General features: G+C 40.0%; 14 protein-coding genes. 5 read left to right on the top strand and 9 right to left on the bottom strand.

The features are described 5' to 3' along the window. Positions 1–142 precede the first annotated feature (142 nt). Entirely contained in the window at positions 143–2,119 is a 1,977-nt protein-coding gene (locus K348_RS0104550; protein WP_029903358.1) for a KUP/HAK/KT family potassium transporter, read from the top strand. On the opposite strand, the gene K348_RS0104545 is transcribed toward K348_RS0104550, so the two are convergent. The 9 genes from K348_RS0104545 to K348_RS0104505 all read right to left on the bottom strand — a co-directional run bounded on the left by K348_RS0104545 (position 2,108) and on the right by K348_RS0104505 (position 9,771). Next, on the bottom strand, positions 2,108–3,175 hold the full coding sequence (locus K348_RS0104545) for a M20 family metallo-hydrolase (RefSeq protein WP_029903357.1): 1,068 nt from the start codon (positions 3,173–3,175) through the stop codon (positions 2,108–2,110). The genes K348_RS0104550 and K348_RS0104545 overlap by 12 nt on opposite strands. Positions 3,176–3,177: 2 nt before the next feature. After that, positions 3,178–3,549, bottom strand: a complete 372-nt coding sequence (locus tag K348_RS0104540; protein ID WP_029903354.1) for a DUF1801 domain-containing protein — start codon at positions 3,547–3,549, stop codon at positions 3,178–3,180. Next, complete coding sequence (locus K348_RS0104535) at positions 3,549–3,926, bottom strand: hypothetical protein (RefSeq protein ID WP_029903352.1); 378 nt, start codon at positions 3,924–3,926, stop codon at positions 3,549–3,551. Before K348_RS0104535 ends, K348_RS0104540 begins: the two co-directional genes overlap by 1 nt. Positions 3,927–3,933: 7 nt before the next feature. Then, positions 3,934–4,608 carry a 2-C-methyl-D-erythritol 4-phosphate cytidylyltransferase gene (locus tag K348_RS0104530; protein WP_029903350.1) on the bottom strand — a complete coding sequence of 225 codons (675 nt, stop codon included), beginning with the start codon at positions 4,606–4,608 and terminating at the stop codon, positions 3,934–3,936. Next, positions 4,605–4,802 carry an exodeoxyribonuclease VII small subunit gene (gene xseB, locus K348_RS0104525; RefSeq protein WP_029903348.1) on the bottom strand — a complete coding sequence of 66 codons (198 nt, stop codon included), beginning with the start codon at positions 4,800–4,802 and terminating at the stop codon, positions 4,605–4,607. The genes K348_RS0104530 and xseB overlap by 4 nt, the downstream gene beginning before the upstream one ends. Before the next feature lie 111 nt (positions 4,803–4,913). After that, on the bottom strand, positions 4,914–5,969 hold the full coding sequence (locus tag K348_RS0104520) for a WG repeat-containing protein (protein ID WP_029903346.1): 1,056 nt from the start codon (positions 5,967–5,969) through the stop codon (positions 4,914–4,916). A gap of 9 nt (positions 5,970–5,978) precedes the next feature. After that, positions 5,979–7,346, bottom strand: coding sequence for an exodeoxyribonuclease VII large subunit (gene xseA, locus K348_RS0104515; protein ID WP_029903344.1), 1,368 nt, complete (start codon positions 7,344–7,346; stop codon positions 5,979–5,981). Next, positions 7,343–8,728 (bottom strand): S8 family serine peptidase, encoded by a 1,386-nt coding sequence (locus K348_RS0104510; protein ID WP_029903342.1) that lies wholly within the window; start codon positions 8,726–8,728, stop codon positions 7,343–7,345. The genes xseA and K348_RS0104510 overlap by 4 nt, the downstream gene beginning before the upstream one ends. An 89-nt stretch (positions 8,729–8,817) precedes the next feature. Next, positions 8,818–9,771 (bottom strand): nitrilase family protein, encoded by a 954-nt coding sequence (locus tag K348_RS0104505; protein ID WP_029903341.1) that lies wholly within the window; start codon positions 9,769–9,771, stop codon positions 8,818–8,820. Positions 9,772–10,001: 230 nt separating this feature from the next. Between K348_RS0104505 and K348_RS0104500 the strand changes: the two genes are divergently transcribed. From K348_RS0104500 to K348_RS0104485, 4 genes are all read left to right on the top strand, one after another. Beyond that, on the top strand, positions 10,002–10,448 hold the full coding sequence (locus tag K348_RS0104500) for a DUF3836 domain-containing protein (RefSeq protein ID WP_029903339.1): 447 nt from the start codon (positions 10,002–10,004) through the stop codon (positions 10,446–10,448). 164 nt (positions 10,449–10,612) lie between these two features. Further along, positions 10,613–11,002, top strand: coding sequence for a DUF3836 domain-containing protein (locus K348_RS18360; protein ID WP_081852513.1), 390 nt, complete (start codon positions 10,613–10,615; stop codon positions 11,000–11,002). A 287-nt stretch (positions 11,003–11,289) separates the two neighbouring features. Continuing rightward, a complete protein-coding gene (locus K348_RS0104490; RefSeq protein WP_029903337.1) occupies positions 11,290–11,793 on the top strand; it encodes a DUF3836 domain-containing protein in 504 nt (167 codons plus the stop codon). A gap of 566 nt (positions 11,794–12,359) precedes the next feature. Further along, a complete protein-coding gene (locus K348_RS0104485; protein ID WP_029903335.1) occupies positions 12,360–13,163 on the top strand; it encodes an SDR family oxidoreductase in 804 nt (267 codons plus the stop codon). The last annotated feature ends 92 nt before the right edge of the window (positions 13,164–13,255 follow it).

Here is a 13,255-nt window from a genome sequence, read left to right as displayed (position 1 = left end):
TTTTGCTTCCCGACAAGTATCAGGCTCTTTAAGATATTTGTTCACAGACAGAGAAAAAGGCGGTTCAAAATTTAACCGTCCAAAATACTTTAATACAGAATAATCTTGTACTTTTGGGAGCAATTTTTCAATACTAGAATGTATGAAAGAAAGTCATAAAGTCCGGTTTAGTGCCCTTGGTGTTGTATTGGCAATAGGTATTGTATTCGGTGATATCGGTACATCCCCGTTGTACGTGATGAGAGCCATACTGAATGCACTTCCTGCCGGAGAACTTACTCACCCCAAATATGTACTGGGCGCTGTTTCCTGCGTTATATGGACGCTGACTATACAGACCACCCTCAAATATGTAATTATCACCCTGCGCGCCGACAATAAAGGCGAGGGCGGCATATTATCTCTTTATGCTTTAATACGACAGAAGTACCGCTGGGCTTATATTCTGGCGGGCGTAGGTGCTGCGACATTGCTTGCCGATGGTATTATTACTCCGGCGATGACCGTTATGTCGGCTGTCGAAGGGCTTAATACGATTGCACCGCATATACCTGTTATTCCCGTTACCATTGCTATTGTGCTGGTTCTGTTCCTGGTGCAGCCATTGGGTACGGGTTCGCTCGGTAAGTATTTCGGTCCCCTGATGATAATATGGTTTTCGATGATGGCCGTTATGGGTTTGAGTCAGATCATTACCGATGTCAGTGTATTCAGGGCTTTTAGTCCGATGTATGCTATTAATTTCCTGATTGAAGTACCTCACACAATGATTATCCTTGGCGCTGTGTTCCTCTGTACAACTGGTGCCGAAGCATTATATTCGGATTTGGGGCACTGCGGCTTGAAGAATATCCGTGTATCATGGGTATATGTAAAGACAGCTCTCATTCTTAATTATCTGGGACAGGCAGCATGGATCACCAACAATCCGGCACAGGTTTCCCACGATATCAATCCGTTCTTTGCTATGATGCCCGAATGGTTCAGCCTTATCGGTGTACTAATGGCTACGTTTGCCGCTATTATTGCTAGTCAGGCACTTATCAGCGGGTCGTTCACCGTCATAAGCGAGGCCATTTCACTGAATATATGGCCGAATGTGAAGATACAATATCCGACAAATATTAAAGGACAACTTTATATACCGTCTATTAATCGTATGATGATGATATTATGTATTATTATCATTCTTACCATGCAATCATCAATGAAGCTGGAAGCGGCGTATGGTCTTGCAATTACCCTGAGTATGTTGATGACCAGCGTATTGCTGTTCCTTTATTTTATGAAGAACAACAAGCCACTCTGGTTCAGTATTCCTCTGACACTCTTCTTTGTGTTTATCGAATTTAGTTTCTTCCTTGCCAATATGGAAAAATTCGCACACGGAGGATTTATACCTATTATTATTGCAGGAGTTCTGCTATTGCTTATGTATTCATGGTATAACGGGCGGAGAATCAAGCGTCACTACACCGTATATGATCAGGTAGATGAACAGTATATAAACCAGATTGTACGCATCAGTGAAGATGAGAAAATACCGAAGTCGGCAACACATCTGGTATATATTGTTAAAGCAAATAATAAAAATTTCCTTGAAAGCAAGATCGCTTATTCCTTGTTTAAGCGTACACCTAAGAGAGCGGATACATACTGGTTTGTACGTATAAAAAGGACAGACGAACCTTACGAATTCAGCTACGAAACAACGGTATATGTACCGAAAAAGGTATTCCGTATCAATATACGCGCAGGCTTCAAGCTAGGTATCCATACCGATAAATATGTGACCCTTATAGCTAACGAACTCGAACGTCACGGGCTGGTAGATCTCAGTTCACGCTATCCGTCGGTACTCGAAGGACAGGATAAGCGCGGCGATTTCAAATATATGGTTGTAGACCGCATCTTCCGGAATGTACACATGAATCCTAGCCGTCAGATAATACTGGCATGCTATAATTTGGTCAAGAAACTGACTACTTCCGACACACAGATGTATGATATCGACCCGTCACTAGCAGTAATAGAAACAGTTCCGTTAAGGCAGATAGACCATACGGAAGAACAATTGAAGGAACTTCTCAAACAATCGGGAGATGAATCACAGGCGTAATCCGTCGAGTAGCTTTATGTATAACTCGATGCCTTCCCTTATTTCACTCAGCAATATATATTCGTTTGCCGTATGTGAACGGGCCGAATCTCCGGGCCCCATTTTTAAAGTGGGAAAAGGCATAAAAGTCTGGTCGGACAATGTCGGCGAACCATAAGGTTCTTTTCCGATAATTATCGCTCGTTGAACAAACGGATTTTCCAATGCAATGCGGGAAGAATTGAGCCGGAATGAGCGGGGCTTAATCTCGCAGGAGGTCTGGTCATCTATCAGTCCGAACAATTCCTGATTGCTATAAAGTTCATTACTGCGTACATCCACTACAAAGTCGCATTTATCGGGAACCACATTATGCTGTGTACCGGCATTTATCATACTGACGGTCATCTTTACCGGCCCGAGTAATTCGCTGACTTTCGGGAACTGGTAGGTTCTGAACCATTCGATATCTTTCATTGCCTTATAAATGGCATTCTCACCCTCATCACGGGCAGCGTGCCCTGCTTTACCATAGGCCGTACAATCCAGTACAAGCAGACCTTTTTCGGCAATAGCCGGATTCATTTGAGTCGGTTCACCCACTATGCCGAATTCTATTTCGGGAAGAAGAGGAACTACAGATTCTGCTCCGTCCTTTCCGGAAATTTCTTCTTCACAGGATGCAAGAAAAATAAGGTTATAATCCTGCTTTTTGGCAGTCAATACGAAAAATGCATGCAGCAGGCAAACAAACGGCGCACCCGCATCATTACTTCCTAAACCATATAATGTATCATCTTCTGTTTCGGGAGTGAAAGGGTCTTTTGTCCAGCCAGAAACAGGCCGTACGGTATCCATATGCGAATTGAGCAGGATAGTAGGCTTCGATTCTTCAAAATCTTTGCTTTGAATCCAGAGGTTATTACCTTTCCGCTGCGGTTCGAATCCCATTTTCCGCATATAGGCGGCTATTATTTCAGCTACATTATGTTCTTCCCTACTGAAAGAAGGTGTTTCAATCATTTCTTTCAGCAGGTCTACTGCATTATAGTATAGTGCGTCGATATCGTATTCCATAATCAGTTCTTTATTTTTATCGTGCCGTTTTTATACAAGTCCAACGCATGATTTAATATTAATTCAATTGTTTCAACAGGCAAATCTTCACTTGGGTCGACTCTAAGTATTTTCATGCGGGAACGCTCTCCCTGTTCCAATTCTGGATAGTCCAGATATTTACCTTCCACCATCAAAATATAGGGTTCGTTGGTTTTCTTATCAGTCCACAAATAGCAAAACATCTTTTGCCTATAACAAAAACAGGGCATCCCATATTTCATCGTTTCTGAAACATCGTTATCCAAGTTCAGAATAATGCTCCGTAAAGCGAACAAACAGCTTCTTTGCGGTTCTTCCTGTTGAAGATAAAAATCTGAGAGAGTATCTAGCATCAGGTATTTCTTTGGTTTTTATCTTCTTTTTCATACAAGCCGCCATGAAAATATTCATAAGCATATGCCTCAATATCCCCTCCCGAAAGATCGGTGCCTTTTTCATCAATTATCTTATATGTCTGATAAAGATCTCCGATACTCGATTCTCCGTCTATTCCTAACAAAATAGTATAGAACACATCCGTCAGCAATGTATCTACAAATTTCTCGAATACAGGCCGCTGCACTTCACTCAGTTTCAAATCCGAAACAAGTTTTGTGGTTAGAGCTCCTTTATCTTCTACATATTCTTTGACGCAACAAGTATTATAAAATGACTGCTTTTCTTTATAGAATTGCTTCACAAAATCTTTGATAATTTCTTCTTTATCCATAGATCTATTATAAAGGTGAATCTACTATCAACTCCCCGATTTTCAAATCCAACGGAGTAGTAATTTTTATATTCGTAACCTCTCCCCTTACCAGATGCACGTTTATGCCCACTGCTTCCACAACGGAGGCATCATCGGTAAATGTATCTTTATATTCGGTTTCGTACGCTTTTTTCAAAATATCGGTATGGAATACCTGCGGAGTCTGTACAAGCCGGATTTTCGAGCGATCTATTATCCTGCTCTTTTCTTCGCCAACCATTTCACGAAGGCTGTCGGTAGAATCGATTACGGGAATGACGGCAGGGTATCGTTCTGCTGCATCAAAACAGCGTGCAATCATTTCTTTCGAAGCAAACGGCCTTACACCGTCCTGTACACCTACTATACCGTTTTCAACCATAGCAAGGCCATTTTTTACAGAGTGAAAACGCGTTTCTCCTCCCGTAGCTATTTCATGAGCTATGGTAAAGTGATATTCAGCGCATAATTCCCTCCAGTAATTTTGGTGAGATAAGGGTAAAACCAATACGATATTTATATTATTATCGTAATTATAGAATGCTTCGATAGTCCGCATCAACACAGGCTTACCCGCAACAGGGATAAACTGCTTCGGCAGGTCGCAACCCATGCGAAGCCCTTTACCTCCGGCAACTATAATGACACTTTTCCGGCTCATTCTATTTTATCCAGTATCTTTTGTATTTCTACATTCGTTTTCTGCAATTTGTCCTTACAGAATTTGATAAGGGTTGCAGCTTTCTTCACTTCTTCGAGAAGGATATCTACATCGAGGTCTTCATTTTCGATGCGGTACATGATATCCTGCAATTCCTGCATGGCCTCGCCATATGTTTGTTCTTTCTTTGCCATATTTTTTTTTGTTACAAGTTACTTTGCACTGCGGACAGTTACGAGTTACAAGTTTTTTAATGGACGGTTGACAGTGGATAGCTGACAATTTACAGCGAGAATATTCCATTGTCAACTAATAAAAGCTCTGACCAGCATAAATATAAGTGCAGCTAAAGCCAAAGCCAGAAACACAATCTTTGAATAATCCAGTATGTTATAACTTCTTTTTAAATAAATAACAGCTTCTCCGTTCTTATCTATAAAGTAAGCATTCCGTCCTTTTTGCATCACCAATGCCAATCCTTCGGAATAGCTGTAAACCGACTCGAATGCAAAAGGCACAACAGCTTTATTTTCCTTATTTATAAAACCCCACCGATTTCCTAAGCGGGCAGCAGCGCGGCCTTCGGAAAAGCTGAAAAGGTCGTCATATATGAATGGTATAGCCTCATTACCTTGCTTATCGATACAGCCAAATTTACCATCCTTTCTCACGGCAAGCAATTCTTCGGAAAACTCTAATCCCATATCATCGTAAATAAACGGAATGACTTCGTTACCGTCTTTATCTAATACGCCCCATTTACCGTTTTTGGATATACATATAAGTCCGTCCTTAACCTTTCCACTACCTTTACAGTCGTAAATAAAAGGGATGACTTCTTTGCCTGTTCTGTCTATATATCCGCCATGCCCGCCTTTGTATGCATAAGCAAGCCCGTCATTGAAGTCCATGACTTCTTCATAAATACCATAAGGAATAACCAAATTCCCTTGCTTATCTATTACTCCTGCTACTCCCTCTTCGAACACACAGCAAAGACCTTCTGAGAACCAGTTGCATCCTATATATTTAAATGGAATAACAATTTTTCCCTGTTTGTCGATAAATCCCCATTTTCCATCTTTCATTACTCCGGCTAAGTCTTCAGAGAAAGCGTCGGCATGGTCGTACTCGATAGGTACAACTACATTCCCCGATTTATCTATAAAACCGACTTTCTTATTCTTCTGCACAAGTGCCAATCCGTCAAAATAGCTGTATGCCATCTCATATATGCAGGGCACGGCAAGCTCACCGTATTTATTGATAAAGCCTGTGCCCGACTTACGTATGATATGCGCCATACCATCCGTAAAGCTGAATGCGTAGGAGTAAGGAATCGGTTTCTTATCAGTGTTCATTCTATAATATTACTTTACAATAGATTCTATTTCCCCGTCTGTAAAAACGGTAATTATCTCATCTCCCTGATTTAATATTGTGCTCCGTTTTATTACTTTTCCATCTTTCATTGTCAGCGTATAACCTTTTTTCAGAATATTTTCGGGAGAAGACAGATGAAGATGTTTTTCGAGGGTATCGAGTTTGATTGATTCATTCTTATATTGTTGTTGTATACCTTTCTTCAGCGTATCTTCTATAGATGCAAATTCGTCCAGTCCATCTTTAACCAATTGCTTTGACCTTTTCTTTAATACATCTTCCAATAAAGTAAATGCCTGTTGGTTTTCTTTCTGTATACGAAGCATACCTTTTTTAAGAACACTCTTTGCGGAAGAAAGAATACTCTCCTGCTCTTTATACCATCCTTTCAGAATGAATGTATTCTTTGTTTCGAAAACGCTCAGGAGCACCGCTTCGTCCTGCAGACGCTGCGATACTAATGTGACAATATCATGAGAAATCTCAGATAATTCCGTAGCTGTATCCGACAGGTTATCTATCAGGAATTCGGCGACTGCCGTAGGTGTTTTTGCCCGCGTATGGGCTACAATATCAAGCACCGTTTCGTCGCGCTCGTGTCCGATACCGGTAATTATCGGTAGAGGAAACTGTGCACAACTGGCAGCAAGCAGATAGGAGTCGAAGCTGCTGAGGTCGGAAGTGGCTCCCCCACCCCGTATGATTACTACCGCATCAAAGCAATTCTGATATTCATAAATGCGTTCCAGTGCGTATATAATAGATTCTTCCGACCTGTCGCCCTGCATAATTGCCGGAAAGAGCTTTGTATAAAAGACAAATCCGAAAGCATTGCGGTTCAGTTGGTCGAGAAAATCCTCATATCCGGCAGCGGTAGGCGAAGATATGATAGCTACACGGTTTGTCGGAACGGGTAGTTCCAATTCTTTATTTAGATTTAATACGCCGTCTTCTTCCAGCTGCCGCAGGATAGTTGCACGGTTTAACGCCTGATCACCCAGTGTATAACTAGGGTCGATATCGTGAACCGTCAGGCTGAACCCGTACAGTTCGTGAAATTCGACACTCACCTGTACCAACACTTTCAACCCCGATGAAAATGTCTGCTTTGTAGAATTTTCAAAATACGCCCTGAGCAAATGGAATGTATTCGCCCATATCATGCCACGGGCTTTAGCTACAAGTGTTTTTCCTTTACGGTCTTTTTCTATGAATTCAAGATAACAGTGCCCATTCTGGTTAACACGCACGTCACTCATCTCCGCCCTTATCCAAACCATCTCCGGTAGGCTGTCTGTAAGGACACCCTTTATCAGATTATTCAGTTCGTAGAGGGAGATGGCGGAGTTATTCATTTTCCGGATTTTTTATCTACACGCGCTTGGGCTATTTCCATTGCTTTTTTCATATCAGGAATACCGTATCCATAATCCTGATCGGGTGTTTCATAATTATCGGACGATTCCCTGACTACCTGTATTATTTCCTTATTTGTCAATGTAGGGAAAGCCTGCCACAAACAGGCAACCATGCCGCACATGATAGGCGATGAGAAAGATGTTCCCGCTTTATAACTTAATAAGCCATTATCGGCAATCGTTGCAGCCCTCAATCCCAGAGCCATAACGTCGGGCTTTATACGAAGGTCGGCAGTCAGTCCGCGCGAACTGAACCCGACAACAGTAGAGTCACTCATGATAGCTCCTACAGTCAACACATTGAAAGCATCGGACGGCGGAGTAATTTTCACCCATTCCGAGTCACCTGAATTTCCGGCGCTTACCACTACAAGCATACCTTTTTGGGCTGCCCCGTCTGCTGCACGTGAAATATATGCAGTTTTACCGTCAATATCTTTATGTGTATAGCTTTTTGCCGGACTGTCGAAATTATTATATCCGAGCGAAGTATTTACAACATACACCCCTACACTATCCGCATACTCTATGGCTGTCGCCCAATAGTCTTCCTCTATAGGGAACTCACTGCGGGCATCTTCCGAACCCAGCAGCCAAAAACTCGCTTCCGGCGCAGTGCCGACAAATTGCATCGGTTTGTTTGTACCTATGCATGAAAGCACATTCAGCCCGTGCTGATTAGCATTGCTGTATACATCTTCATTCTCATATACAAATCCTTTATGGCCTTTTATATCGAGGTTATCGAGCATCTCTATCTGAGGGAGATGATTGAATCCGGCATCGATAACGGCAATCGTCATACCTTTGCCCTTAAATCCGGCATCGTGCAGATACTGGCCGTTATTCATCTTTATATTTGTACCCGAGCGGGCATAATAATCTCCGAAGGTAACCATTTCTTTTGCCGGATAATTGATAATGCTATCCTTGCGGGCTTCACCTTTAGGTTTACCTTTCCATACAAATAAGGCATCGGAAACAAAAGGCAGTTCCTTGTATTTTTCTACCATTGCACTGTCGCTGCAATGAACACTTACCGAACCCAGCCATTTACTTTTAGCAACAATAACGCCGCCGACCGCCTCTATGGCTTTCAGGTAGTCCTGTGAAATTGGAAGGTCTGTCGCATCTATTGCGATTCCTTGTTTCTGACGTCTTTCGATAGATTTTGAAGAGAGGAATTCTTCCGGCTTGTCAATTGTGTAGTGCGTCTGTCCTTTATCTTTCAATGTCAGCCGGAATTTATAATTGTATTCCTGCGAAAACAAAGAAGAAAATAAAAGGATAAAACCACCTAGTAAAGTAATCTTTTTCATTTTGTAATATGTTTTGTACAAAAGTAAAGATAATAGTATTTACTTGTGCGTTTTATAATAAATATTAAGGCTTATTCCAGAGCCTGATATTATTTTTCCATATTCAGCCACACTACTTTTTGTTCCGGCTCATGTTCCATGCCTATTATATCCCTGTATAAATCGGGACGCCTTGCTTTCTTATAGCGGTAAGCCCCGCATTCGACGAGTTTATTGCGGGTACAGGTAGCTAATACAAATTCATCCCCCAATGATGTACACTCTGCCAGTATATCTCCGAAAGGATCTACTATCATAGAGCATCCGTTTTTCAATTGGTCGTCATCCATTCCTATAGGATTAGAAAATACCGCATATATACCATTATCATATGCACGGGCAGGAAGCCACTTCATCAGCCACGCCCTGCCTTTCAGGCTGTTGAACTCTGCCCTGAGCGATGTAGGATTTTGTTCTTTATTATACCACAATTGAGGCTCAACAAAACCGGCTCCGGGACGGGTAGAAGGGGTGCACATAGTAACATGCGGCATGAAGATCACCTCTGCGCCGAGAAGAGTAGTTGCCCTTACATTTTCTATTATGTTATTATCATAGCAAATAAGGACGCCGCATTTCCAGCCCTTTATTTCAAACACAACATATTCATTCCCCGGTTTCAGGTATTTGTTTATAAAAGGATGTAGTTTCCGGTATTTTGCTTTCATACCGGAAGAATCGACACAAATATAAGCTTTATATAACTCTCTGTCTGATGTTTTTTCAAATAGCCCGGCGAGGATAGTTATCCTGTTTTTCTTTGCTATACTGATAAGCTGCTTCACACTTTCCCCTTCGGGAATCAATTCTGCTAAATCCAGCATTTGCTCTCTGGACAAGTGGCGGGCAAATGTATAGCCGGTTATGGAACATTCATGGAACGCGATTACATCGGCTCCTGCTTTTGCCGCACCACCGGACATTTTATCTATTATACTCAGGTTGTATTCTTTGTCCCCGCTTTTGTTTTCGAATTGTGCTGTAGCTATTTTCAGGTTATACATTCGGTATCAGATTGGTTATAATTAAAAGATTTCCAAAATTACGAATAATTTACCAAAAAACTTCTTCAAAGTTACTACTGATTATCAATATATTATAAAATATTTTTATTTTTTTCTAAAAAAAGTTGCTGAAAAATTTGGTATGTCAAAAACTTCACTTACATTTGCAGTGTACTAGTTTAGTAATACACTAGTAAAATAACAAACAATAACTTTTAAAATATACAATCATGAACGCAGCAATTTTAACTTCAGTATTCGCAGTATTAGTTTCAGTAACTAACCTAAGCGCAAAGAATGTAATAACTTACAGCAATGTGGAAAGCAACGAATCCGGAACAAAAAAAGAATATGTGACTTTGGATAAAGAAACCGCAAAACCACTTAGCAAGGAATTCTACCACTACGACGAAAAAGGAAATGTACTGGAAAAAACAACAAGTACATGGAACAATGAAAAAGGATGGGTAAATTCAAGCAATTATACATACATCTACGGTGAAAATGATATGCTCTCTTATGTAGCTTATACGAAATGGGACAACAAGGCAGAAGACTGGTCAAACAAATCGGATATATTGGTTCACGTATACGATGAGAACAATAACTTTCTTTCCGTAAAGCAAATGCAGGTAAACAACAATGTTATAGATTATCCTTTGCTTTCTCAGAAATAATTGTAAAAAAATGGACTGTCGGTGTAAAAATAATTTACAATCAGCTAATACCCATAAAGCACACAAGATATTGACCTACTGAATATTATAAATTTTGGCACGGCTTTGGCATATTATATTTCAGATGAACGATTAATAATAATAACAAAATAAAATATACAATTATGAAAACAACTATTTTAATCTCAGCAATCGCATTATTAGTTTCAACAATGAGTCTTAATGCAAAAAACGGAGTAACTCTCAGTAATATTTCAAAAGATGAGGCGGGCACAAAAAAAGAATATATAAAAGTAGACAAAGATCAAAAACCGATTTCAAAAACATATTACTTCTACGACAATGAAGGCAACATGCTGGAAAGAGTAGTAAGCGTATGGAACAGTGAAAAAGGTTGGCAGGAACGTGCAAAATATGAATACCAATACACTGCCGGTAAAAATATCGCATACACATATACAAAATGGGATAATAAAAACGACTCTTGGGGTGACGAAGTATATTTCGCTGCTAATATAGATAGCGAAAGCCAAGAATCGCTGGCAAGCAAATAAGATAACACTACATAAATTTCCATAGCAAGGTTCAATTAAAACAACTTTCATTAAGGCTGTCTGTGAAGACAGCCTTATGCTTTTATATACGTGTGTCCATATCCGTACATTGCGGACACCATTTAATACACTTATAATCTCCTACCCCATAATCCTGAACCACAATCATTAAGAATATCAGAATTGTATAAAATTCTACTACTGTTGTAAAAAAAGTTTACAATTCGGCAAGCATCACATCTTAACAAACAACTGATTTACTGACTATTATATTTTTTGGCACGACTTTGGCATATTATATTGTAGATAAGCAATTAAAAAATAACAACAAAAAATATAAAATCATGAAAGCAACATTTATAACATCAGTATTCGCAGTATTCGTTTCAATAATGAATGTTAGCGCACAAGGTACAATGACCCTGAGTAACGTATCTGAAACAGAAAAAGGAACAGCAAAAGAATACATCACCGTAGACGAAGCAACTCATGCTCCGATATCTAAAGTATATTATTTCTACGACGCAGCAGGTAACCTGCAGGAAAGAACAACAAGCGTATGGAATAATGAAAAAGGATGGGAAAGCCGTTACAACTATACTTATCAATACGGAGATGATAATTCATTGCTTTACGTAGCTTATACTAAATGGGATAACCAGACTAACAACTGGTCGGAAAAATCCGATATATTGGTTCACGCTTATAACTATGAGAATGAAACTCTTTCAATCGTACCATTCAGTATCGACAACAGTGAAAAAGATTACTCTCTCTATGCACAGTTGTAACAGTAAACGAAACCGGGAAAAAGCCCTCCACTGATATTCATTATATACAGAAAATAAAAACACATTGAAATAATTACTTTATTTTTCCATTGAAAAGGTTCAATTAAACAACTGAGATTAGGCTGTCTGTGAAGACGGCCTTATTTTATTTCTATAACCGATACTGTCTGCTTTCCTATCCGGATAAATTTTTAACCAAAAAAAGTTGTTACTTCTCGCATATAATGTATAATTTGATGTAATAAAACAAATTACTCACAACAATCCGCAAATATAATATAAGCAATTGCAAATTTTTAGTTTGTCCGTGAATGGCACAAACTATACTTTTACATTACAGGAATATACATATGAAAAACGCCCCCGATATTCCACATAAACCCGGCAGGAGATAAACGGCCGGAAAAGATCCGAAGCAATAATCTAATCGCCCCGTAACGGATTATGCTTACTCACAAAACACTAAAATTTCTCATGTACTACTACATGCAGATACAAGTTTATTGTAACATTCCAAAAAAACAATCAGAAGACGCATATAAACTAAAATAAACATATAAAGACTTATGAGCAACTTGAATGGTAAGGTAGCAATCGTCACCGGAGGCGGAGGCGTCCTTGGTGGAAATATATCTAAAAGCCTTGTAGAAGCCGGCGTCAGGGTAATAATACTCGATGTACGGCAGGAAAATATAGACAAACGGATAGATGAATTGAAGAGTTTGGGCGAAATCTCGGGATTCATTTGTAATGTTCTGGATATCGACAGTCTCAACGGTGTAAAAGATAAGATAGTAGAAAAATGGGGAAAGATAGACATGCTGATCAATGCCGCCGGTGGCAATTTACCGGGCGCTACACTGGCGGAAGATCAGGATGTCTTCGACATGAAAGTTTCGGATCTGAATCGCGTTATCGATCTTAATATGTATGGTTCGGTTTATCCCTGCTTGGTGTTTGGCAAGGTGATGGCCGACCAAAAGTACGGTAGCATCGTCAACGTATCGTCAATGGCGACATATTCGGCAATTACACGTGTACCGGGCTATTCGATGGCAAAAACAGCCATAAACATTTTCACACAGTGGATGGCTATGGAAATGGCATTGAAATTCAGCGACAAAATCCGGGTCAATGCAATTGCTCCGGGATTCTTCATCGGGGACCAAAACAGGGGTGTTTTGATAAATCCTGACGGCTCGTATACGAACCGCAGCATTAAGGTATTAGGCCGGACCCCGATGAAGCGTTTCGGAGACATAAGCGAACTTAACGGTATTGTAAAATTTTTATGTTCCGACGAAGCCGGATTCATAACAGGGGCGGTTATACCTGTCGATGGCGGTTTCAGTTCTTTTAGTGGTGTATAGTTATCTGCATAACAGACAGCCTTTATAATCTAATAAATCTAAAACAAAACTTTAATCTGAAATCTTATGTTAGACACACAGCTATTTTTTAG

Origin of the sequence: Prevotella sp. 10(H), from assembly GCF_000711235.1 — a bacterium.
In the GTDB taxonomy this organism is placed as follows: domain Bacteria; phylum Bacteroidota; class Bacteroidia; order Bacteroidales; family Dysgonomonadaceae; genus Dysgonomonas.
This window is presented reverse-complemented; position numbering and strand designations above follow the sequence as displayed.

Bases quoted from the DNA above. Each gene is read 5' to 3' on its own strand.
- K348_RS0104550 (WP_029903358.1), top strand. From the start codon at position 143: ATGAAAGAAAGTCATAAAGTCCGGTTTAGTGCCCTTGGTGTTGTATTG.
- K348_RS0104545 (WP_029903357.1), bottom strand. From the start codon at position 3,175: ATGGAATACGATATCGACGCACTATACTATAATGCAGTAGACCTGCTG.
- K348_RS0104540 (WP_029903354.1), bottom strand. From the start codon at position 3,549: ATGCTAGATACTCTCTCAGATTTTTATCTTCAACAGGAAGAACCGCAA.
- K348_RS0104535 (WP_029903352.1), bottom strand. From the start codon at position 3,926: ATGGATAAAGAAGAAATTATCAAAGATTTTGTGAAGCAATTCTATAAA.
- K348_RS0104530 (WP_029903350.1), bottom strand. From the start codon at position 4,608: ATGAGCCGGAAAAGTGTCATTATAGTTGCCGGAGGTAAAGGGCTTCGC.
- xseB (WP_029903348.1), bottom strand. From the start codon at position 4,802: ATGGCAAAGAAAGAACAAACATATGGCGAGGCCATGCAGGAATTGCAG.
- K348_RS0104520 (WP_029903346.1), bottom strand. From the start codon at position 5,969: ATGAACACTGATAAGAAACCGATTCCTTACTCCTACGCATTCAGCTTT.
- xseA (WP_029903344.1), bottom strand. From the start codon at position 7,346: ATGAATAACTCCGCCATCTCCCTCTACGAACTGAATAATCTGATAAAG.
- K348_RS0104510 (WP_029903342.1), bottom strand. From the start codon at position 8,728: ATGAAAAAGATTACTTTACTAGGTGGTTTTATCCTTTTATTTTCTTCT.
- K348_RS0104505 (WP_029903341.1), bottom strand. From the start codon at position 9,771: ATGTATAACCTGAAAATAGCTACAGCACAATTCGAAAACAAAAGCGGG.
- K348_RS0104500 (WP_029903339.1), top strand. From the start codon at position 10,002: ATGAACGCAGCAATTTTAACTTCAGTATTCGCAGTATTAGTTTCAGTA.
- K348_RS18360 (WP_081852513.1), top strand. From the start codon at position 10,613: ATGAAAACAACTATTTTAATCTCAGCAATCGCATTATTAGTTTCAACA.
- K348_RS0104485 (WP_029903335.1), top strand. From the start codon at position 12,360: ATGAGCAACTTGAATGGTAAGGTAGCAATCGTCACCGGAGGCGGAGGC.